This is a genomic window from Paenibacillus popilliae ATCC 14706, from assembly GCF_000315235.1.
Classification (GTDB): Bacteria; Bacillota; Bacilli; order Paenibacillales; family Paenibacillaceae; genus Paenibacillus_B; species Paenibacillus_B popilliae.
Window position 1 is genome coordinate 24725 of sequence record NZ_BALG01000056.1, and the last position, 16568, is coordinate 41292.

The 16568-nt window shown below is 52.2% G+C and carries 16 protein-coding genes and 1 riboswitch; of the genes, 14 read left to right on the forward strand and 2 right to left on the reverse strand.

What is annotated here, in order from left to right; translation table 11 throughout:
* Positions 1-23: 23 nt before the first annotated feature.
* From PPOP_RS22580 to PPOP_RS06505, 5 genes are all read left to right on the forward strand, one after another.
* Positions 24-161, forward strand: coding sequence for a hypothetical protein (locus PPOP_RS22580; protein WP_159101812.1), 138 nt, complete (start codon positions 24-26; stop codon positions 159-161).
* 64 nt (positions 162-225) lie between these two features.
* Entirely contained in the window at positions 226-963 is a 738-nt protein-coding gene (locus PPOP_RS06490) for a Cof-type HAD-IIB family hydrolase (protein WP_006285336.1), read from the forward strand.
* 24 nt (positions 964-987) lie between these two features.
* Positions 988-1473 carry a DUF456 domain-containing protein gene (locus PPOP_RS06495; protein WP_006285337.1) on the forward strand — a complete coding sequence of 162 codons (486 nt, stop codon included), beginning with the start codon at positions 988-990 and terminating at the stop codon, positions 1471-1473.
* 58 nt (positions 1474-1531) lie between these two features.
* Positions 1532-3166 carry a putative polysaccharide biosynthesis protein gene (locus PPOP_RS06500; RefSeq protein WP_006285338.1) on the forward strand — a complete coding sequence of 545 codons (1635 nt, stop codon included), beginning with the start codon at positions 1532-1534 and terminating at the stop codon, positions 3164-3166.
* Positions 3167-3515: 349 nt separating this feature from the next.
* Positions 3516-5489: a methyl-accepting chemotaxis protein gene (locus PPOP_RS06505; RefSeq protein WP_006285339.1), complete on the forward strand. Its 1974-nt coding sequence runs from the start codon at positions 3516-3518 to the stop codon at positions 5487-5489.
* Positions 5490-5605: 116 nt separating this feature from the next.
* Here PPOP_RS06505 and PPOP_RS06510 read toward each other — a convergent pair whose 3' ends face one another.
* Positions 5606-6877: a DUF2515 family protein gene (locus tag PPOP_RS06510; protein WP_006285340.1), complete on the reverse strand. Its 1272-nt coding sequence runs from the start codon at positions 6875-6877 to the stop codon at positions 5606-5608.
* 149 nt (positions 6878-7026) lie between these two features.
* Here PPOP_RS06510 and PPOP_RS06515 point away from each other — a divergent pair, with 149 nt between their 5' ends.
* Positions 7027-7365 carry a thioredoxin family protein gene (locus tag PPOP_RS06515; protein WP_006285341.1) on the forward strand — a complete coding sequence of 113 codons (339 nt, stop codon included), beginning with the start codon at positions 7027-7029 and terminating at the stop codon, positions 7363-7365.
* A 234-nt stretch (positions 7366-7599) separates the two neighbouring features.
* Positions 7600-8544: a COX15/CtaA family protein gene (locus PPOP_RS06520; RefSeq protein ID WP_042227652.1), complete on the forward strand. Its 945-nt coding sequence runs from the start codon at positions 7600-7602 to the stop codon at positions 8542-8544.
* A 114-nt stretch (positions 8545-8658) separates the two neighbouring features.
* Here the strand turns inward: PPOP_RS06520 and PPOP_RS25055 are convergent, their stop codons facing one another.
* Positions 8659-8793 (reverse strand): hypothetical protein, encoded by a 135-nt coding sequence (locus PPOP_RS25055; protein ID WP_267879058.1) that lies wholly within the window; start codon positions 8791-8793, stop codon positions 8659-8661.
* Positions 8794-9052: 259 nt separating this feature from the next.
* Here PPOP_RS25055 and PPOP_RS06525 point away from each other — a divergent pair, with 259 nt between their 5' ends.
* The 7 genes from PPOP_RS06525 (at position 9053) to PPOP_RS06555 (ending at position 16138) form a co-directional block, all read left to right on the forward strand.
* A complete protein-coding gene (locus tag PPOP_RS06525) occupies positions 9053-10837 on the forward strand; it encodes a UbiD family decarboxylase (protein WP_006285343.1) in 1785 nt (594 codons plus the stop codon).
* Positions 10838-10852: 15 nt separating this feature from the next.
* The gene (locus tag PPOP_RS06530; protein ID WP_006285344.1) at positions 10853-11566 is read left to right on the forward strand and encodes a Cthe_2314 family HEPN domain-containing protein; all 714 of its coding nucleotides are present in this window, start codon (positions 10853-10855) and stop codon (positions 11564-11566) included.
* 58 nt (positions 11567-11624) lie between these two features.
* Positions 11625-11775: riboswitch (SAM riboswitch) on the forward strand.
* Positions 11776-11893: 118 nt separating this feature from the next.
* Positions 11894-12919, forward strand: a complete 1026-nt coding sequence (locus tag PPOP_RS06535) for a methionine ABC transporter ATP-binding protein (RefSeq protein WP_006285345.1) — start codon at positions 11894-11896, stop codon at positions 12917-12919.
* Positions 12919-13587, forward strand: coding sequence for a methionine ABC transporter permease (locus tag PPOP_RS06540; RefSeq protein WP_006285346.1), 669 nt, complete (start codon positions 12919-12921; stop codon positions 13585-13587). Before PPOP_RS06535 ends, PPOP_RS06540 begins: the two co-directional genes overlap by 1 nt.
* Positions 13588-13631: 44 nt before the next feature.
* Entirely contained in the window at positions 13632-14477 is an 846-nt protein-coding gene (locus PPOP_RS06545; RefSeq protein WP_006285347.1) for a MetQ/NlpA family ABC transporter substrate-binding protein, read from the forward strand.
* A gap of 113 nt (positions 14478-14590) precedes the next feature.
* Positions 14591-14881: a CdaR family protein gene (locus tag PPOP_RS20125; protein WP_006285348.1), complete on the forward strand. Its 291-nt coding sequence runs from the start codon at positions 14591-14593 to the stop codon at positions 14879-14881.
* A 225-nt stretch (positions 14882-15106) separates the two neighbouring features.
* Complete coding sequence (locus PPOP_RS06555; protein WP_006285349.1) at positions 15107-16138, forward strand: Gfo/Idh/MocA family oxidoreductase; 1032 nt, start codon at positions 15107-15109, stop codon at positions 16136-16138.
* Positions 16139-16568: the final 430 nt, after the last annotated feature.

A 16568-nucleotide genomic window follows, 5' to 3' on the forward strand; every position in this document is an offset into this window, starting at 1 on the left:
TGGCAAATAAAGGAGTGTCGGCAGTGATGAAGCCAAAGCAGTCGAAATGGAATTCGGCGTTAAAGCGGTTCATTATGACCGTTCTGTTCCTGAGCGTCGTCATTGGATTGTCCGCCTTAGACGGCTGCGCGCTGATCTGGGCAGGAAGTCTTTGTTGCTAATGCTGTGTTATGGTACAATGGCGTTATGTATTTTGGCGTGTTTTTGAGAGGAGTGGATACGAACATGAGTAAATATCGATTGTTAGCTCTTGATATGGACGGCACGTTGCTGACTGACGATCACCGCATCAGCAAGAAGACGGCTGATGCGATACGAGACGCGCGCGAAGCGGGCATCACGGTCATCCTGTCAACGGGACGCGCGTTCCAAAACGCGGTGCCGTACGTGGAGGAATTAGGGCTAGACTCCCCAATGGTCACTGTGAACGGCAGCGAAGTATGGAAGAAGCCGCATCAGATTTATATTCGCCATCTGCTGGATCGCGAGGCGGTGAAGCGTATGGTGGCCTTGTCGGAGTCGCATGATACCTGGTTCTGGGCCTATTCGACGAAGCGGCTCTATAACCGGGATAATTGGAATGCCGACATCGACAGCGAGGACTGGTTGAAGTTCGGTTATACCAATGAGGACAAGGAGGTGCTCGGCTCGCTCTGGCAGGAGCTGCGCGTTATGGGGGATTTCGAACTCTCGAATTCCTCTCCGGACAATATTGAAATCAATCCATCCGGAATTCATAAAGCATCCGGCCTGCGGATCGTATGCGATCTGATCGGCTGCACCATGTCCGAGGCCGTCTCCATCGGCGACAGTCTGAATGATCTGGCCGCTATTCAGGCGTCGGGCATTGGGATTGCGATGGGGAATGCCCAGGATGATGTGAAGCGGGCGGCAGATGCCGTCGTGGGCTCCAATAATGAGGACGGCATTGCCCAAGCCATTTGGGAGTATGTACTGAAGTAAGTCTGAACGAGGAGACCTTTGTCTATGACGTTCTTAGGCTGGTTATGTGTACTCGTATTATTCGCAGTGGGGATGGCCGGCGCGATTTATCCCATTTTGCCGGGCGCGCTCGCCATTTATGCTGCATTTTTCGTGTATGGGCTGTTTTTTGGGTTCGGGTCCTTCGGGGGCGGGTTCTGGTCGATACAGACACTGATTGTGGCCATGCTGGTTGTCGCTGATTATGTTGTTAACGCCTGGGGGGTCAAGCGCTATGGCGGTTCGAGAGCCTCGGTCGTCGGCAGCACGATCGGCGTGATTATCGGCCCTTTTGTCATTCCTGCGTTCGGTATTGTCCTTGGGCCGTTCCTCGGTGCTTTTCTTGGCGAGATTTTTACGGGAGCCGATGCGGAAAAGGCGCTGAAATCGTCTTGGGGCGCGGTTGTCGGACTATTCTCCAGCATTGCCGTAAAAATGGTTCTTCAGATCATGATGATCGTCCTGTTCTTCACCTGGGTGTTCATGTTCTAATGGAGAGCGGGTGCATTTCAGCATCGGTGAAGACGGCATATAGAAAGAGGGGAAATATTTGGCAAAGGAATCATTTATAAAAGGAACGATCATCATTGCCGCCGCCACGCTGGTGGCGCGCGTCCTCGGCCTGGTTCAGCGCGTGCCGCTCGAGCATATGCTCGGATCGGTGGGCAATGCCTCCTTCGCCGCCTCGCAGAACGTCTATTTGCTCATGCTGGCGGTCGCGACGGCAGGTATCCCCAGCACGTTGAGCAAAATGGTGTCGGAGCGCTATGCGCTGAACCGGGTGCGGGAAGCGGAGCGCGTCTATTATGCGGCGCTGCTGTTCGGTCTCGGCTCGGGCCTGATCATGACGATATTGCTGTTATTGTTCGCCCCAGTGTATGCCAATATGATTCAGCTTCCGGAAGCCGCGCTCGCGATCCGGGCGCTCGCGCCTGCCTTGCTCCTGTTCCCGGTCATCGCCATGATGCGTGGATATACACAGGGACGCAATATGATGCAGGTGAGCGGCATGTCCCAGATCGTGGAGCAGATTTTGCGCGTTGTCACGGCGATTGGATTGGCCTTCATCTTCATGCAATCGGGAGCGGCGCAGGAGTGGACGGCCGCCGCCGCTTCGTTCGGCGGAGTGCTGGGAAGCATCGGGGCGTTCACCGTGATGATCCATTATTTGCGCAAGCTGCGGCAGGCGGATCGGGAGGCCGGCGTCCGTGCCCGTCGATCCGGGGCCAAGAAGGTGCCTTTACGCGATATTTTCAAATCGATATTTGCCATGTCGGTACCGATTGTCCTTTCATCGCTGGCTGTGCCGGCCGTGAACTTTATTGATACGTCGATTACGATTCCACTCTTGTCCCCGGATGTGGGGCAAGCCCAGGCGGCTCATCTGTACGCGATTCTTGGACAGCGGGCACAGTCGATAGCCGGGATTCCTCCGATTTTGGCGATTGCCCTCAGCACCTCGCTTATCCCGATTATCTCTGCGGCCTATGCGAAGCAGGAAATGAATCATCTAAAGCGACAGGTCTCGCTTGCGATGCGGATTTCCGTCCTGAGCGGCATGCCGATTGTGCTTGCCCTCTCCGTCGGCGCATTCTCGGTCAATGGCTTCCTATTCAGCTCCCTGGACGGATCGGAAATTATTGCGATGCTGACGATCGGAACGATATTCCAGATCACGATGATGACGTCCAGCTCGATTCTTATCGGGCTGAGCAAGCCGTATATCGCCATGATTAGCGTAACGCTCGGTATTCTGATCAAGCTGCTGTCGAGCTTTCTGCTCGCAAATTACTTCGGCATTTACGGCATTATCGCAGGTACGATGATCAGCTTCCTCATCATTACATGGCTCAACTTGCGGGTCATGAAAAAGGTCGTTCCGTTCAAGGTACTCGGCAACCGCTGGACGGGCTTCCTGTTGACGAGCGCGCTGGCCGGCGGCATCGGCATCGGCGTAGAGAAACTGGGAGAGCAACTGGTCGCTATCCTGCCGGCCAAGCTTGGCTATATGCTCACTGCCGGATTCGTGGCGCTCGTTGTTGTAGCGTTGTTCGTCGCGGGCCTCGTCGCGTTCCGTGTCGTGCGCCAGGATGAACTGGGAAGCTACCCGCGCTTCGTTCAGAAGGCGTTGCGCCCATTAATGCGCCTGCAGGGCGGAGCAGCACGCGAGCGCGGGCGGAGATAGTCTGTAGCCTGCATTGGTTCTTTCGAGAGCGTAACCTGTGAAGCCTTGATCATGGCCTAGTCCCTTTGGAAAGAGAGGGGCCGGGCTATTTTTTTGATTGAAGTCAACGGTCTTACGGCTACCATCTCCTCACTCATCCCCTCAATGGTCAGGAACGCCGTGAACTACTGAGAAACGCTCGCTGCAGCATTAGTTCCCCTCCTTTTTTTGATGTCTACTTGACAGGGCTATAGCCAATTCAATTAATTACCTTATTCCTTTTTTTCATAAAAGTATAAAAAAGGATAGTGAAAGTGTCCGATAATATGTACAGAGTTGAATATAAAACGGACATAGAGGAGATTTCACAGTGAAATACGGCAAACATTGGACGCAATCGATTCGGCAATCCATGAAAAAGCAGTTGATTCTGCTGCTCACCTGCTTCATCATCGTTCCAACGATTATTCTTATTATCGTCTTGACCATTACGGCGTCGAACAATACGAAGGATATGATGTACGACAATGTCAATGACGCGACGAAATCGATTTCACGGCTGCTGGATCAGTCGTATGAGGCGAATGTCTATACGATAGACAGCTTGACCACCGCGATTAGCAAGTATCCGAACGACACTCAGCGAATCAAGCAACGGGTCACGGATCTGGTTGGAGACGTTAACACGATTTTAAATGCCTATGTGGTGCTGGGCGACAAATATGTTGACAACAACGGGAGCAAGCTCAGCGTCGATGATGTAGCCGAACGTGAATGGTATCAGTTGGCCTTGCAGCGTCCTGATGAAGTCATTGTCTCGAATCCTTTTCAGGACATGATTACAGGAGAACTGGTTGTCGCCTTCTCGCATTCGCTGCCTAACAGAGCCGGTGTCGTCGGTATTGATGTCTCGATCGAGGAGATCAAGCAATCGGTAAGCCAATTCAAAGTTGGAACCAGCGGGTATGTCAATCTCATCGACAAAGACAACCGAGTCATATTCCACCGGGAATATGACCCAGGGACGCAATTGGATCAAGAGGAATATAAGGCGCTGCTGACAAACGAATATGGCGAGCTATCCAATGCATACGGCCGGAACGAGTTCATCAGCTTCGACAAGCGGAACAAATTCGGTTATAATATCGTCTCGGTTCTTAGCCTTAGCGAAATTAATCAGCAAGCGAATCAGATCGTTACTATCGCCGTGGTATTCCTTGGCGTGCTTATCGGGCTTATCGGATTATTTCTGTGGAGCTTTGTCCGCAATATCATCCGCCCTGTCGTTCGGGTACAGCAAATGACGGAGCAGATCGCGACTGGGGATTTCTCGGCCCGCATTCCGGCGAACAGCCGGACAGATGAAATCGGCCGTATGGAGAAAAATTTCAATGCCATGTCGCAGGCATTAGCCGAGATTATGACGGAAATACGCGAAGTATCGGAATCGGTTGCGGCTTCCGCCGAGGAGTTGTCCGCGAGTTCGGAGGAGAATCTCAGTTCCTTGCAAGAAGTCTCGGCATCTTACCAGCAAGTATCGGCGCAGTCGTCACAGTTGAATGAGCGTTTGAATATGACAACGTCCCAAGCGCATCAGTCTGCCGCGCATCTTAAGCGCGTCGTCGAACTGGTCGAAAATTCATCCCATGCAGCGCAGGAAATGAGCGAATGGGCTACGAATGGAGAAAAGGCGTTGGAAAATGTGCGGATGCAGATGGAGGTCATTACGCAGAATACGGAACAAGCCAAGGCGGAGACCGAGCGGTTGAATCAGCAGTCGCATGATATTCACCGCATCGTTACCTTTATTCAAGAGGTGGCTGCCCAGACGGAGCTGCTAGCGCTTAATGCGTCGATTGAAGCGGCCCGGGCTGGCGAACACGGGCGCGGCTTCGCTGTCGTCGCGGGCGAGGTTCGCAGTCTGGCGGAGGAGACGAAGGAAGCGGCTGGCAAAATTACGGGCGTCGTGCAGCAAATGAGAGAGCGCGCCGACTCGGTATGGGCCGCGATGCAGGATGGAGTCGAGACGGTGGCCGAGGGACAAGCGTTAACGCAGGCGGTGACGGATCGCTTCTCGGATATGTTCCAAGCTGTCGATGAAATGAACCTTCAATTAATCCATGTGTCAGAATTGAGCGCCCAGCTAGCGTCTTCTAACGGCGAGATGATCGAGTCGTTCGATGCTGCAAGCGAAATGACTAATGTAACATTAGTGGAAATGGAGACCGTAGCGTCAGCGAGCGAGCAGCAAAATGCCGCGATGCAGGAGATGGCGTCGTATGCGAATCAGTTAGCGAGCATTTCTGAAAATTTGCAGCAGCTGTCCGCGCGCTTCAAGGCCTGAAGCGAGACTAAGCGTCAACAAGAGAGCGTTCGAGCCAACAGTGGCCGGCGCTCTTTTTGTTGCCGCAATGTTCGAAATTCATCCATAAAGGGAAACCGGAGCGGTAGCAGCGGGATTCAGGAATGCTGTGTCCGGCTGGGATGAATGAAGCCAGCGAGCGAAGCCGTTTCCTTCCATAGCCGATCATGAGGCAAGGTCATGTCCGCATGGAGAGGAGGGCGCGTCGGATGCAGATGCTTCAGCATCCGTTCGTCGACGAACCAATCGCTGGCTCCGACAGGCGGCAGCGGCTCGTCCGGCCAGGCATCGGCCAGCCGCGGACTGTAGGCCCAGTGAGTCACCGGCAGCTTCATATGATCCTGCGTCGATGGATGGGTGGTAAAGGCCTGCGGCCAATAGTCAGCGCGCGAACCGGTGTGCGGCACGCCGCGCATGAAGCTTAACGCCCTTCCATGGATGCCAGGGGCATAGAATAATAGGGCGTATAATTTGCGTCCGAACGCAATTCGCTCGTCCAGATTGGAGAAATCCTCCAGCGTCAGGCCGACGAGCGGAACGGTCGGCTTCTGCACCGCTGGGACTCCGAGCGGGATAACGACCTGATTCATCTGCAGCCAACCATGCAGACGGAAATCCCATTTCACGATGACCTGCTCGCAGAACTGTTCATGCTGGACGACACTCCTCTCGATGACATTCTGTTCATTGATGATGAGTGCGGTCGTCAGCAGGGGGCTGTCCGGTTGCACCCAGAAGCTCTCCCAGAATGGAACCATAAAGCCCGAGATGCCCAGGTGCGGAAGCAGATGGAACAGGCTGCGCCCTTCGCGTCGGCTGGCATCATATAACAGCAGTTGCGGGAAGGCATCGTGAAAAATAAGGGCATTGCTTCGCTCCAGCATGCGGAACGACCAGAGGCGCTCCGCCGGGCTCATGATATGCGGCAGCCATTCCCCCTGGAGATCCGTCAGACTCCAGCCTCCATTGCGGGAGACGATATGGGCGAGCAGCGCCCAGTGCAGCTCCGGATGCTGATTATAGACCGAGAGATAGGCTGCTGCCCGGGTGACGTTATTCCGGTTCGCTGTCGCTGCCGCACGGCGAGTATAAGCGAGAAGCTTCAACTCTCCGGAGGTCAGGCTTTGACGCTCATGGGCTCGGGCCTCTTCGGCATAAGGGCGGCTTCGCTCCGCGATAATCCGGTACAGACGTTCTTCCGTCCGTCTGGCTGCGGCCCGGTTCCACTCCATCGCGTGCAGGTAGCGTATGCTTCTCGCCTGCCTGTGCATGCTAGTCCATAGATTGCGCATGGCAGCACAGGCGCTGTTAACGGCATACCGAAGCAAGCGCAAGGCGTATTGCCAGCGGGGAGGGGACGAGAATTCCATCGTAACGCTCTCCTTTCCCGGAAATCCCTTTTTTTCGTTCATTTATTACTAGTATGTCCAAATTGACACTCCTGTGCACCGATTTGCGGTTTGACTTTTCATTTCAAATGGGTTTATCCTCAAAACAACTGAGTTGGGAGTGAAGCGTAATGGAAAAAGTACAGACATTGGAGCGTTTTATGGAGTTGATTGCCCAGCCGTTGCCGACAATCGCCATATTCAAGACGTCCTGGTGCCCGGATTGCCACTTTATTGATCCGTTCATGCCGGAAGTAGAGGCGCAATATGAGGGCACGGCCGTATTTTTCGAGGTGGATGCGGAAGCGTTGGTCGATGTGGCCCAGCAGTATCATATTCTCGGCATTCCTAGCTTCGTCGCCTTCAAGAACGGCAAGGAGACGATTCGCCTCGTCAACAAGCTGCGCAAGACCCGGCTGGAGATTGAACAGTTTGCAGATCGGGCCATCGCGGTATCTGAAGCGGTCTAAGCCAGAAGAGAACGCATGATCCGCCCCTGGATGGGGCGGATTTTTTATGTGGGGTGTGCCTTACTCTAGCACCGGAACTGCACTGATTCGGTTTGAAGGAGGGAATATTTGTCACAATTTTGCCGTACATTTGATTGGGAAATCTTATATAATGGGGACGATTGACATGCTCTGTAGGTAAGAATTATTTTAATCATACCGTGTTAAAAAAAGTTGAAGCGTGATGGTTTGCAAATGAAAATAACGGGTCAGGTGAAACTGGTGAATTCGAACATCTACCGTAAATTGAAGTTAATGGCCTACGCCACCTGCGTCGGCATGTTCATCGTCGTGCTGAACGGCGCCCTTGTCACGAAGACGAGTTCCGGCCAGGGCTGCGGCACTGATTGGCCGCTGTGCAACAGTAAATTCGTGCCTGCCTATACCCTAGAATCGATGATTGAATACTCGCACCGCATGGTGACCGGGATTGTGGGCATTCTCGTTCTGGCATCGTTTATTTTTGTGTTTCGCTTCGCGCGAGACAAGCGTGATGCAGTCATGTATTCATTGCTGACGCTTATTTTTACGGTCATTCAGGCGATGATGGGGGCGCTTGCCGTCGTATTTACCCAATCTCCGCCTGTCATGGCGCTGCATTTCGGAATCTCCTTGCTGGCGTTCGCCTCATCCTTCCTGCTGTGCCTGGCGCTGCGAAGGTATGAACGGGGTATCGTTCAACATACGGGCAAAATTAGCGATACGTTCCGCTACGCCGTCTGGTTCACATGGTTATATACATATCTCGTTATCTACGTCGGTGCCTTCGTACGGCATACGGAGTCATCCGGCGGCTGCATGGGATGGCCACTCTGCAATGGCGTGTGGATTCCCGACATGGCGGGAGGAACCGCAATCGCGTTCATGCACCGGGTGGCTGCAGCGCTGCTGTTGGTTGTCATTGCGGTGATGGCGCATTTCGCCTACCATCATCATAAAGAGAACCGTGAGATTCAATTGTGCGGGATATGGTCCATTGCGCTGTGCGCGGGGCAGATTGTAAGCGGGGCGCTCATTGTTTTTGCGATAACGGATGAGAATTGGTATTTATTTGTGGGAATGCTGCATGCGGTGTTGATTTGCGGACTGTTCAGCGTGCTATGCCATATGAGCATTCGCGTATGGCAGCTGCGGGAATGAACATAAAGCGATAAGAAGCGGTCACTTGACGGTGCGCGGCGCCATTGCCGAAACGTGCTGCAAGCGGGCTGCTTCTTTTTGTATCGCTTGGGGTTTACGTGAACATAAGTCAATTCACGCTCCTTCTCTCAATTGACGGGCATCTTCAGCGTGAGCGCCGAACAGCAGTACGGCCGCGGCCGCCTTCGCCGCAGCCAGCCAACGGACATTCCAACGCCTGCGCTCTGTTTCCCGATTCATGCTTCTCATGAACATCTACCTCCCGTAAAGTGTGGTCTTGCTTAATATACTTTTATTTTACCGATACGGATGGGGCGGTACCTTGCAACCTGCTTACGATTATCTTACATTGTCGTAAGTTGTCTGGTTTCAGCGCTTTAGGTTCTCATGAAAAACAGATATACTATATAATAGTACGTTACTGTGGCGTCTATTACCAAATTATCCTTATAACGAGCCGATTTTTCAGCAATTTTTCACCCAGCTAACGATGCAAGGAGGGCTAGCGTTGTCATTTTCCAATATTCGCAGTTTCATTCATACGCTCAAGCGGGAGAACGAGTTGGCGGTCATCGAAGCCGAAGTCGATCCGTATCTCGAGATCGCCGAAATTCACCGGCGAGTGATCGAGGAAGGCGGCCCCGCCCTGCTGTTCACCAATGTGAAGGGAAGTCCGTTCTCCGTAGCTACGAACCTGTTCGGGACGACCCGGCGGGTGGACATGGCCTTCGGGCCGAGACCGGAGCAGTTCGCCAACCAATGCATCGAAGCGGTGAATCACCTCATGCCCCCATCGCCGAAGAAGCTGTGGGAAGAACGAAGCCTGGTCAAAGAACTGCTGGGCCTGCTCAAGGTAGGCATGAAGGAGGTATCCTCCGATCAGGCGCCGATTATGGACGTGTTGCGGACCGATAAGCCGATGAAGGGCCTGCCGGCGTTAACGAGTTGGCAATTGGACGGCGGGCCGTTCATTACTCTCCCGCTCGTCTATACCGAGCATCCCACACGCACGGGAAGCGATCATAACCTGGGGATGTACCGGGTTCAAATTTACGATGACGAGACGACCGGAATTCATTGGCAGATTCAAAAGGGCGGCGGCTTCCATTACCACGAAGCCGAGCTCCGGAACGAGGCTCTGCCGGTATCCATCTACGTCGGCGGCCCGCCCGCATTGATTGCGGCCGCCATCGCGCCGCTCCCGGAGAAGCTGCCGGAGCTGCTCATGGCCTCCTTCGTTATGGGCGAGCGCCTGCCTGTCGTGGACAGCGGCTTCGAAGGGCATCGCATTCCGGCGGAAGCCGAGTTCGCCATCCAGGGCTACGTGCCTCCGCATGAGCGGCGGATGGAAGGGCCGTTCGGCGACCATTACGGCTATTATTCGTGGGCTCATAAGTTCCCGCTTGTCAATGTGAAGCACATGTATCACCGCAAAGACGCGATTTACCCGGCGACAGTGGTCGGCAAGCCGCGCCAGGAGGACTACTATTTGGGCGAGTATTTGGTCAAATTGCTGTCACCTGCTTTCCCGATGGTAATGCCGAGCGTGCGCAAGGTGCATCCTTATCCGGAAACCGGCGTCCATTCACTGGCCGCTGCCGTCGTTCGGGAGAGCTATTCGCGCGAGGCGATGCTGAGCGGCTTCCGGATTCTCGGGGAGGGCCAGCTCAGCCTCACCAAATTCCTGCTGCTCACCGATCAGGATGTCGATCTGGACAATTTCGCGCAGTTGATGGAGAACGTATTGGAGCGCTTCCAACCGGAATCGGATCTGTATGTGCTGAACAATACGTCCCATGATACGCTCGATTATACCGGGCATAAGCTGAATCATGGCAGCAAGGGCATTATGCTGGGGGTTGGCGAGCCGGTACGCGAGCTCCCGCATACGTACGAGGGAGGGCCGATTGACGAAATTTCGGATGTGGCCGTATTCTGCCGTGGCTGCCTGACGATGTCCGGAGCGTCCTATGAGGCCGAGCCGCAGTTGACGGAACGTCTGCTGGAGCGGTTGGCTGACCAGGAGACGCCTTGGCCGCTCGTATTCCTGGTGGACGATGCGCAAGTGGCCCGCACGCAGTTGTCCTTCCTGTGGACGGTGTTCACCCGCTTCAACCCTGCTTCTGATATATACGCACAGATGGAAGTCCGAAATCACCACATTGCCTATCAACTGCCGATTGTTATTGATGCGCGCATGAAGCCAGGCTACCCGGACGAATTGTTTCCGCGGGAAGATATCGTGCAACGGGTGGACGCTCGTTGGAAAGACTATTTCCCGAACGGAGTCTAATCAGGGGTGGTTACGATGCTGCGAAGCCTGTTCGGGGAAGAGCCCCGCAGGGATGAAGGTACGTTGAAGGAAGCGATGGTGGCGATAGATCGCTATCTGTCACATGTAAGGAAGCAGATAGACAACGGTGGGGATCCGGGGCATTACTGGCGCAAAATCGAAATATGGACAATCGGGCTGCGAATGTCGCTGGATGAGCTGGAGCAGAGCATTTATGCCTCGGGCAAGTATGCGGAGCGGGTGACGAAGCATTACCGGGATGATATGAATGATAAGGAATTGGATGATTATTACCGTCACGTCTACTTTTACAAAAATGCGTTCATCCGCGTATTCTCCATCCTGGACAAGTTGGGAACGCTGCTGAATGAGGTGCTGCGGCTGGAGACAGAACAAATGAAGCGTTTTTTCTCCTACTTCACGGTGCTTCGCCGGCTGCATCGCACAGGCAGGCATCCGCGCCTGGCCGACAAACTGTCGGGTCTCAAGCAGTTGCATGGAGAAGCGATGCGGCGCTTGCGCAAGCGCCGCAATACCGAGATTCACTATATGAATGCGGAGATGCAGGACGATCTGTTGCAGCGGCACCGCAGCTTGAACAGCAAGCTGCGGCTGGAGGATATCCAGTCGAATATGGACGACGTAGAAGAAGGCATGCAGATGGTATGCGGCGCGCTTACCGCTTCGTTCCGCGCCTTGCTTGACCTGGAAAAAGGAAGCGGAAAATAAAAAAGTCGATTGACAATATCCGAGCAATATCATATACTTTGAATAATTTCATAATGATTTCTTATCAAGAGTGGCGGAGGGACAGGCCCTGTGAAGCCCGGCAACCGATCCTGCAACCCGTATTTGCTCGCAGCATACCGCTGCTGCAAGATTGCAGGGTGTCAATGGTGCTAATTCCTTCAGAACGGATAAGTTCTGGCAGATAAGAAAGGGCGCTAATCCACCTGGTAACAAGAAGCACATGATACAGCCCCCTTTTGGCATCTGCCAAGAGGGGGCTTTTGGTGTTGAATACAGAGATACGGTTTAGGAAGGGGAAAACGATCATTGATTCGTCTGGAGCATATTAGCAAACAATATGAAGTCAAAGGCAAGCTATCCGGACCTCTCGCATTGAACGATGTCAGTTTGACGATAGAGCAGGGGGAGATTTTCGGCATTATCGGCCACTCCGGGGCCGGCAAGAGCACGTTGCTTCGCAGCATCAACCTGCTGGAGCGTCCGACCTCCGGGAAGGTGTTCCTGGATCAGGTGGACATGATGAAGCTATCGAAGCGGGAGCTGCAGGAGCAGCGCAGTAAGATCGGCATGATTTTTCAGCATTTCAATCTGCTGGCTTCGGCGACCGTGTTCGACAATGTCGCTTTCCCGCTGCGGCTGCAGAACACGCCTGCCGCCCAAGTGAAGGCGAAGGCGGATGAATTAATCCGTCTCGTCGGCCTGGGGGAGCACCGCAACAAATATCCGGCGCAGTTGTCCGGGGGACAGAAGCAGAGGGTCGGCATTGCGCGCGCGCTTGCCAACGATCCGAAGGTGCTGCTCTGCGATGAAGCGACCTCCGCGCTCGATCCGCAGACGACGCAATCGATTCTGGAACTGCTGCTCGATATTAACCGCCGCTTCGGCATCACAATCGTTCTCATCACTCACGAGATGCATGTCATTCAGGCGATATGCGATCGGGTTGCGGTTATCCATGCCGGCCAAATCGCGGAGGAAGGCAAGGTCGTCGATGTCTTCCTGAAGCCGCAGCATCCGGTGACGAGGGAGTTCATTATGGAGGAACGCCATGATGCCGACCTGCAGCCGTGGATGGCCTTCCAGGGGCAGGCAGGGGAGCATTCGCGCGTCGTCAAGATCAATTACTTGGGCGATGTGACGTATGAGCCTGTGCTGCAAACCGTCCTCACGGAGGCGGGGGTCCGCTTCACGATCCTGCAGGGGACGATATCACGCATGAAGGATATTCCATACGGGCAACTGGTCGTTCGTCTGGACAGCGATCAGCCGGATGTCGAGCGATCGCTCTTTGCGCTGAAGGATAGAGGGCTTGAAGTGGAGGTAATCGCATAATGAAGGATCTGGATTTCTCCAAAATCAACTGGGACGAGCTTGGAACGGCAACAGGCGATACGCTGGCGATGATGCTGTTCTCCGTCCTATTCACGGTCGTGATCGGGCTTCCACTCGGCGTACTGCTTTATTTGACAGGGAAATCAAAAGGAACGGCCGGGAGAACCGTATATTTCGGCGTATCTTTTATCGTCAACATTTTGCGTTCTGCGCCATTCGTGATTCTGATGATTGCGCTCATTCCGGTTACCCGGATTATTGTCGGCACCTCGATCGGGGTCGAAGGCACGATTCCGCCGCTCGTGATTGCGGCTGCGCCTTTCTTCGCTCGGCTGGTAGAGACCTCGCTGCGCGAGGTGGACCGCGGCGTCATCGAAGCCGCGCAGGCGATGGGCGCTTCCACCTGGCAGATCGTGCGCAAGGTGCTGCTGCCGGAGGCGATGCCGGGCTTGATCGCCGGCATGACAATTACGGCCGTGACGCTTGTCACCTATACGGCAATGTCAGGCATGGTCGGCGGTGGCGGTCTCGGGGACTTGGCCATTCGATACGGGTATCACCGCTACGAATTTGAAGTCATGATCATGTCGATTTTTATTATGGTGCTGCTTGTGCAAATTTTGCAATGGATTGGCGACGCGTTCGTTCGCCGGTTCACCCGGAAGTAGGCACAAATATCAAAACGGGGAAACAATGGAAGGAGAAGAAAGACATGAAAAAATGGACGTATGTATTGACGTTGATTGCGCTGATCGGGGTGCTCGCGGCATGCGGCAGTAAGCAAGATGCCGGGGCGGATACGGAGTCGAGCGCGGCGGGCGGAGAAGGCGGCAAGGAGACGGTGAAGCTGGTGGTCGGCGCTTCGCCGGTGCCGCATGCCGAGATTCTGAAGCATATCGCACCGAAGCTGAAGGAGCAGGGCATTGAACTCAAGGTCAAAGAGTTTACGGATTATGTGCAGCCCAACGTGCAGGTGCACGAGAAGCAACTGGATGCGAACTTCTTCCAACATAAGCCGTACATGGACAACGAAGTTACGGAAAAGGGCTATGATCTCGTGAGTGTCGGAAACGTCCATGTCGAGCCGTTCGGCGGGTATTCCAAATCGATCAACTCGATTGATGAATTGAAGGATGGCGATACGGTGGCGATTCCGAACGATCCGACCAACGGCGGACGCTCGCTCCTTCTGTTGGAGAAGCAAGGCCTGATCAAGTTCAAGGAAGGCGCTGGCCTGAATGTCAGCGTGAAGGATATTGCTGAAAATCCGAAAAATCTAAAATTCAAAGAGCTCGAGGCGGCAATGCTTCCTCGTACACTGGATGAAGTCAATCTGGCACTCATCAATACGAACTATGCACTTGAAGCCGGACTCAATCCGACGGAGGATGCCCTCTTTATCGAGGACAAGGATTCCCCGTATGCGAACATCTTGACTGCGCGGAACGACAACAAAGATAGCGACGCGATCCGGAAGCTGCTGGCTGCGCTGCAATCGGATGACGTGAAGCAGTTCATTAGCGAGAAATACGCAGGCTCCATCGTTCCGGCATTCTAGGAAGAAGTGTTTTCTCTTCGACACTCAAAAGCTCCTTGTATGGCATCATGTCTGTTATGCAAGGGGGAGTGTCATGCAAGGCGGCGGTAATTTGGCCGAATCAGGCGTGTGATATGGGGCGGATGTTTTCTTGTTGGAAGGCGCCGTCTCTTTTCATTACGGAATTTGCTTGTTACCGGCATCGCGCGCTCTACCCGGAATGGGGAGGGCGAACGTACGAGCATCTGGTTGTTCCGGTAGAAACCGTAGCCGAAGTGGAGATGAAATTCAAAGACGACTTAATCGATGATCTGCTGAACGCCAAGATCGAATCGCTGCAGAGTGTATACCAGAGGGTCAATTTGATCGGCTGGGATTTGAACAAGACCTATGTCGTCGTGCTGTTGCGGTTGCAGATCCCTTAGACTCTGACTATTAGCCGGAATGTTCTGTCCGCCTTTATTCACACACGAAGAATTTGAATGCCGAATTCCTGGAGGGTGCTCCAGTCGTTCGTAGGTTTTGGAGCGATCCAGTTCCTACTTTTTTCGTGCTGGGGATGCGGTGAAACTATGACTGTTTTTAGTATATTTTTGGTATATTTTGTTAGTATAATTAAATTAGTATTATAAACATGTGGAGGAATGCTTATGTTAAGAAAACTCAAAACAAAACTAGCTGTGTCGTTGATACTTTGTTTGTGCTTGTTACAATTTAATACGACAAATGCAGCAAATTCCACTGGGGAAATTATCCAAGTTGACCTTACGGGAAAAGGTATTGCAGTAAGACTGCATGAACCAGTGCTCAAACAGTTTCCAGGCGTAAATACTAAATTTGTGCGTATCAGGGATGATTTTTCTCTAAACAATGAGCAAGTGGAACAATCCGTTGATTGGCTGTTTTTAGGGACACCTGTCTACAAACAAAAAAATCATATTCTTAATTCTTTGGGAAAGTATAAAGGAATTTTATGTGAAAAACCTGTAGGTCTTTCTGCGAAAGAAATTCAAGACATAAAAGAACATTTAACAGAAAGTAACACCGTATTTAGAGTTAATTACGCGCTAAGGTTTGTGCCAGTTATGCAAGAAGTTTTAAATTTTTTGAATCACAACGAAGTAAAATCTATATCTATGACGTGTAATGCAAATTTTAATTTAAATCAAGGCAATTCGGCGCTTTGGAAAAAAGATCAAAAACTAGGTGGTGGAATTCTTTATTCCATTTTCCCCCATCTAATTGACACGCTAAACTTTTTAGGCTATGAGTTTAATCCGGAAACCGTAGATTTTTTAAGCGAATCTCCTGTTCCTATGGATAACATTAAAGTTAGTGGTAGTTCTTCAGGAGGAATACCTATGGGAGTAAACATTGATTTATGCCAAACTTTTGATGAATTAAGTATAAAAATTGAAACTGAAAGTAAGATCGTATTTTTTGATTTAGTGGATCAAAAAAATATAAGTCAAAATTTGAGATATCCTAACGGAACTTTATCTGCAACAAGTGATATTTCTCCATGGAAAGTTGGTTTTGAAGAACTATTAAAAATATTATTTTCTAATCCAAATGAATCAAAATTGGCTAAAATTGAAGATGCTGAAAAGGTTCATAAAGTTATAGATGCAATTCTAAGTAAAGTAAAAACACCTGAATCATCCACCCCGATTCTTCGTTAATGATGTTAGACTCAAAAGTAGACACAGTTTATACTCAATCCAACAGAAGCGAAGAGGAGACTGTGTCCCATGAAAAAACCTGTGTATAACGATGCATTCAAGAAACAGACGGTCCAGCATATGAAAGAGAGCGGGAAGCTGGTGCGGAAGTCGCCTGCGAGCTGAAGATCAACGACAATACATTGTACGGAAGCCAGAAAAGACTTTGACGCCCCCGAAGCTCGTGGCGTGTTGCAGAGAAAATTCGCTCTTGATTTTACTAGTAAATTATGGTAAATTACACATGAAAGGTGCTCCTCTCTTTGGGTGATGTTGTGTGCGCAAACATCATTCTAGCAAAGATTCGGAGCACTTTTCACGTTTTCATAGAGATGAGCGCAGCTCGATGATGCTAACGTAATAAACATTTTTTATTTTCCATAGATGATCT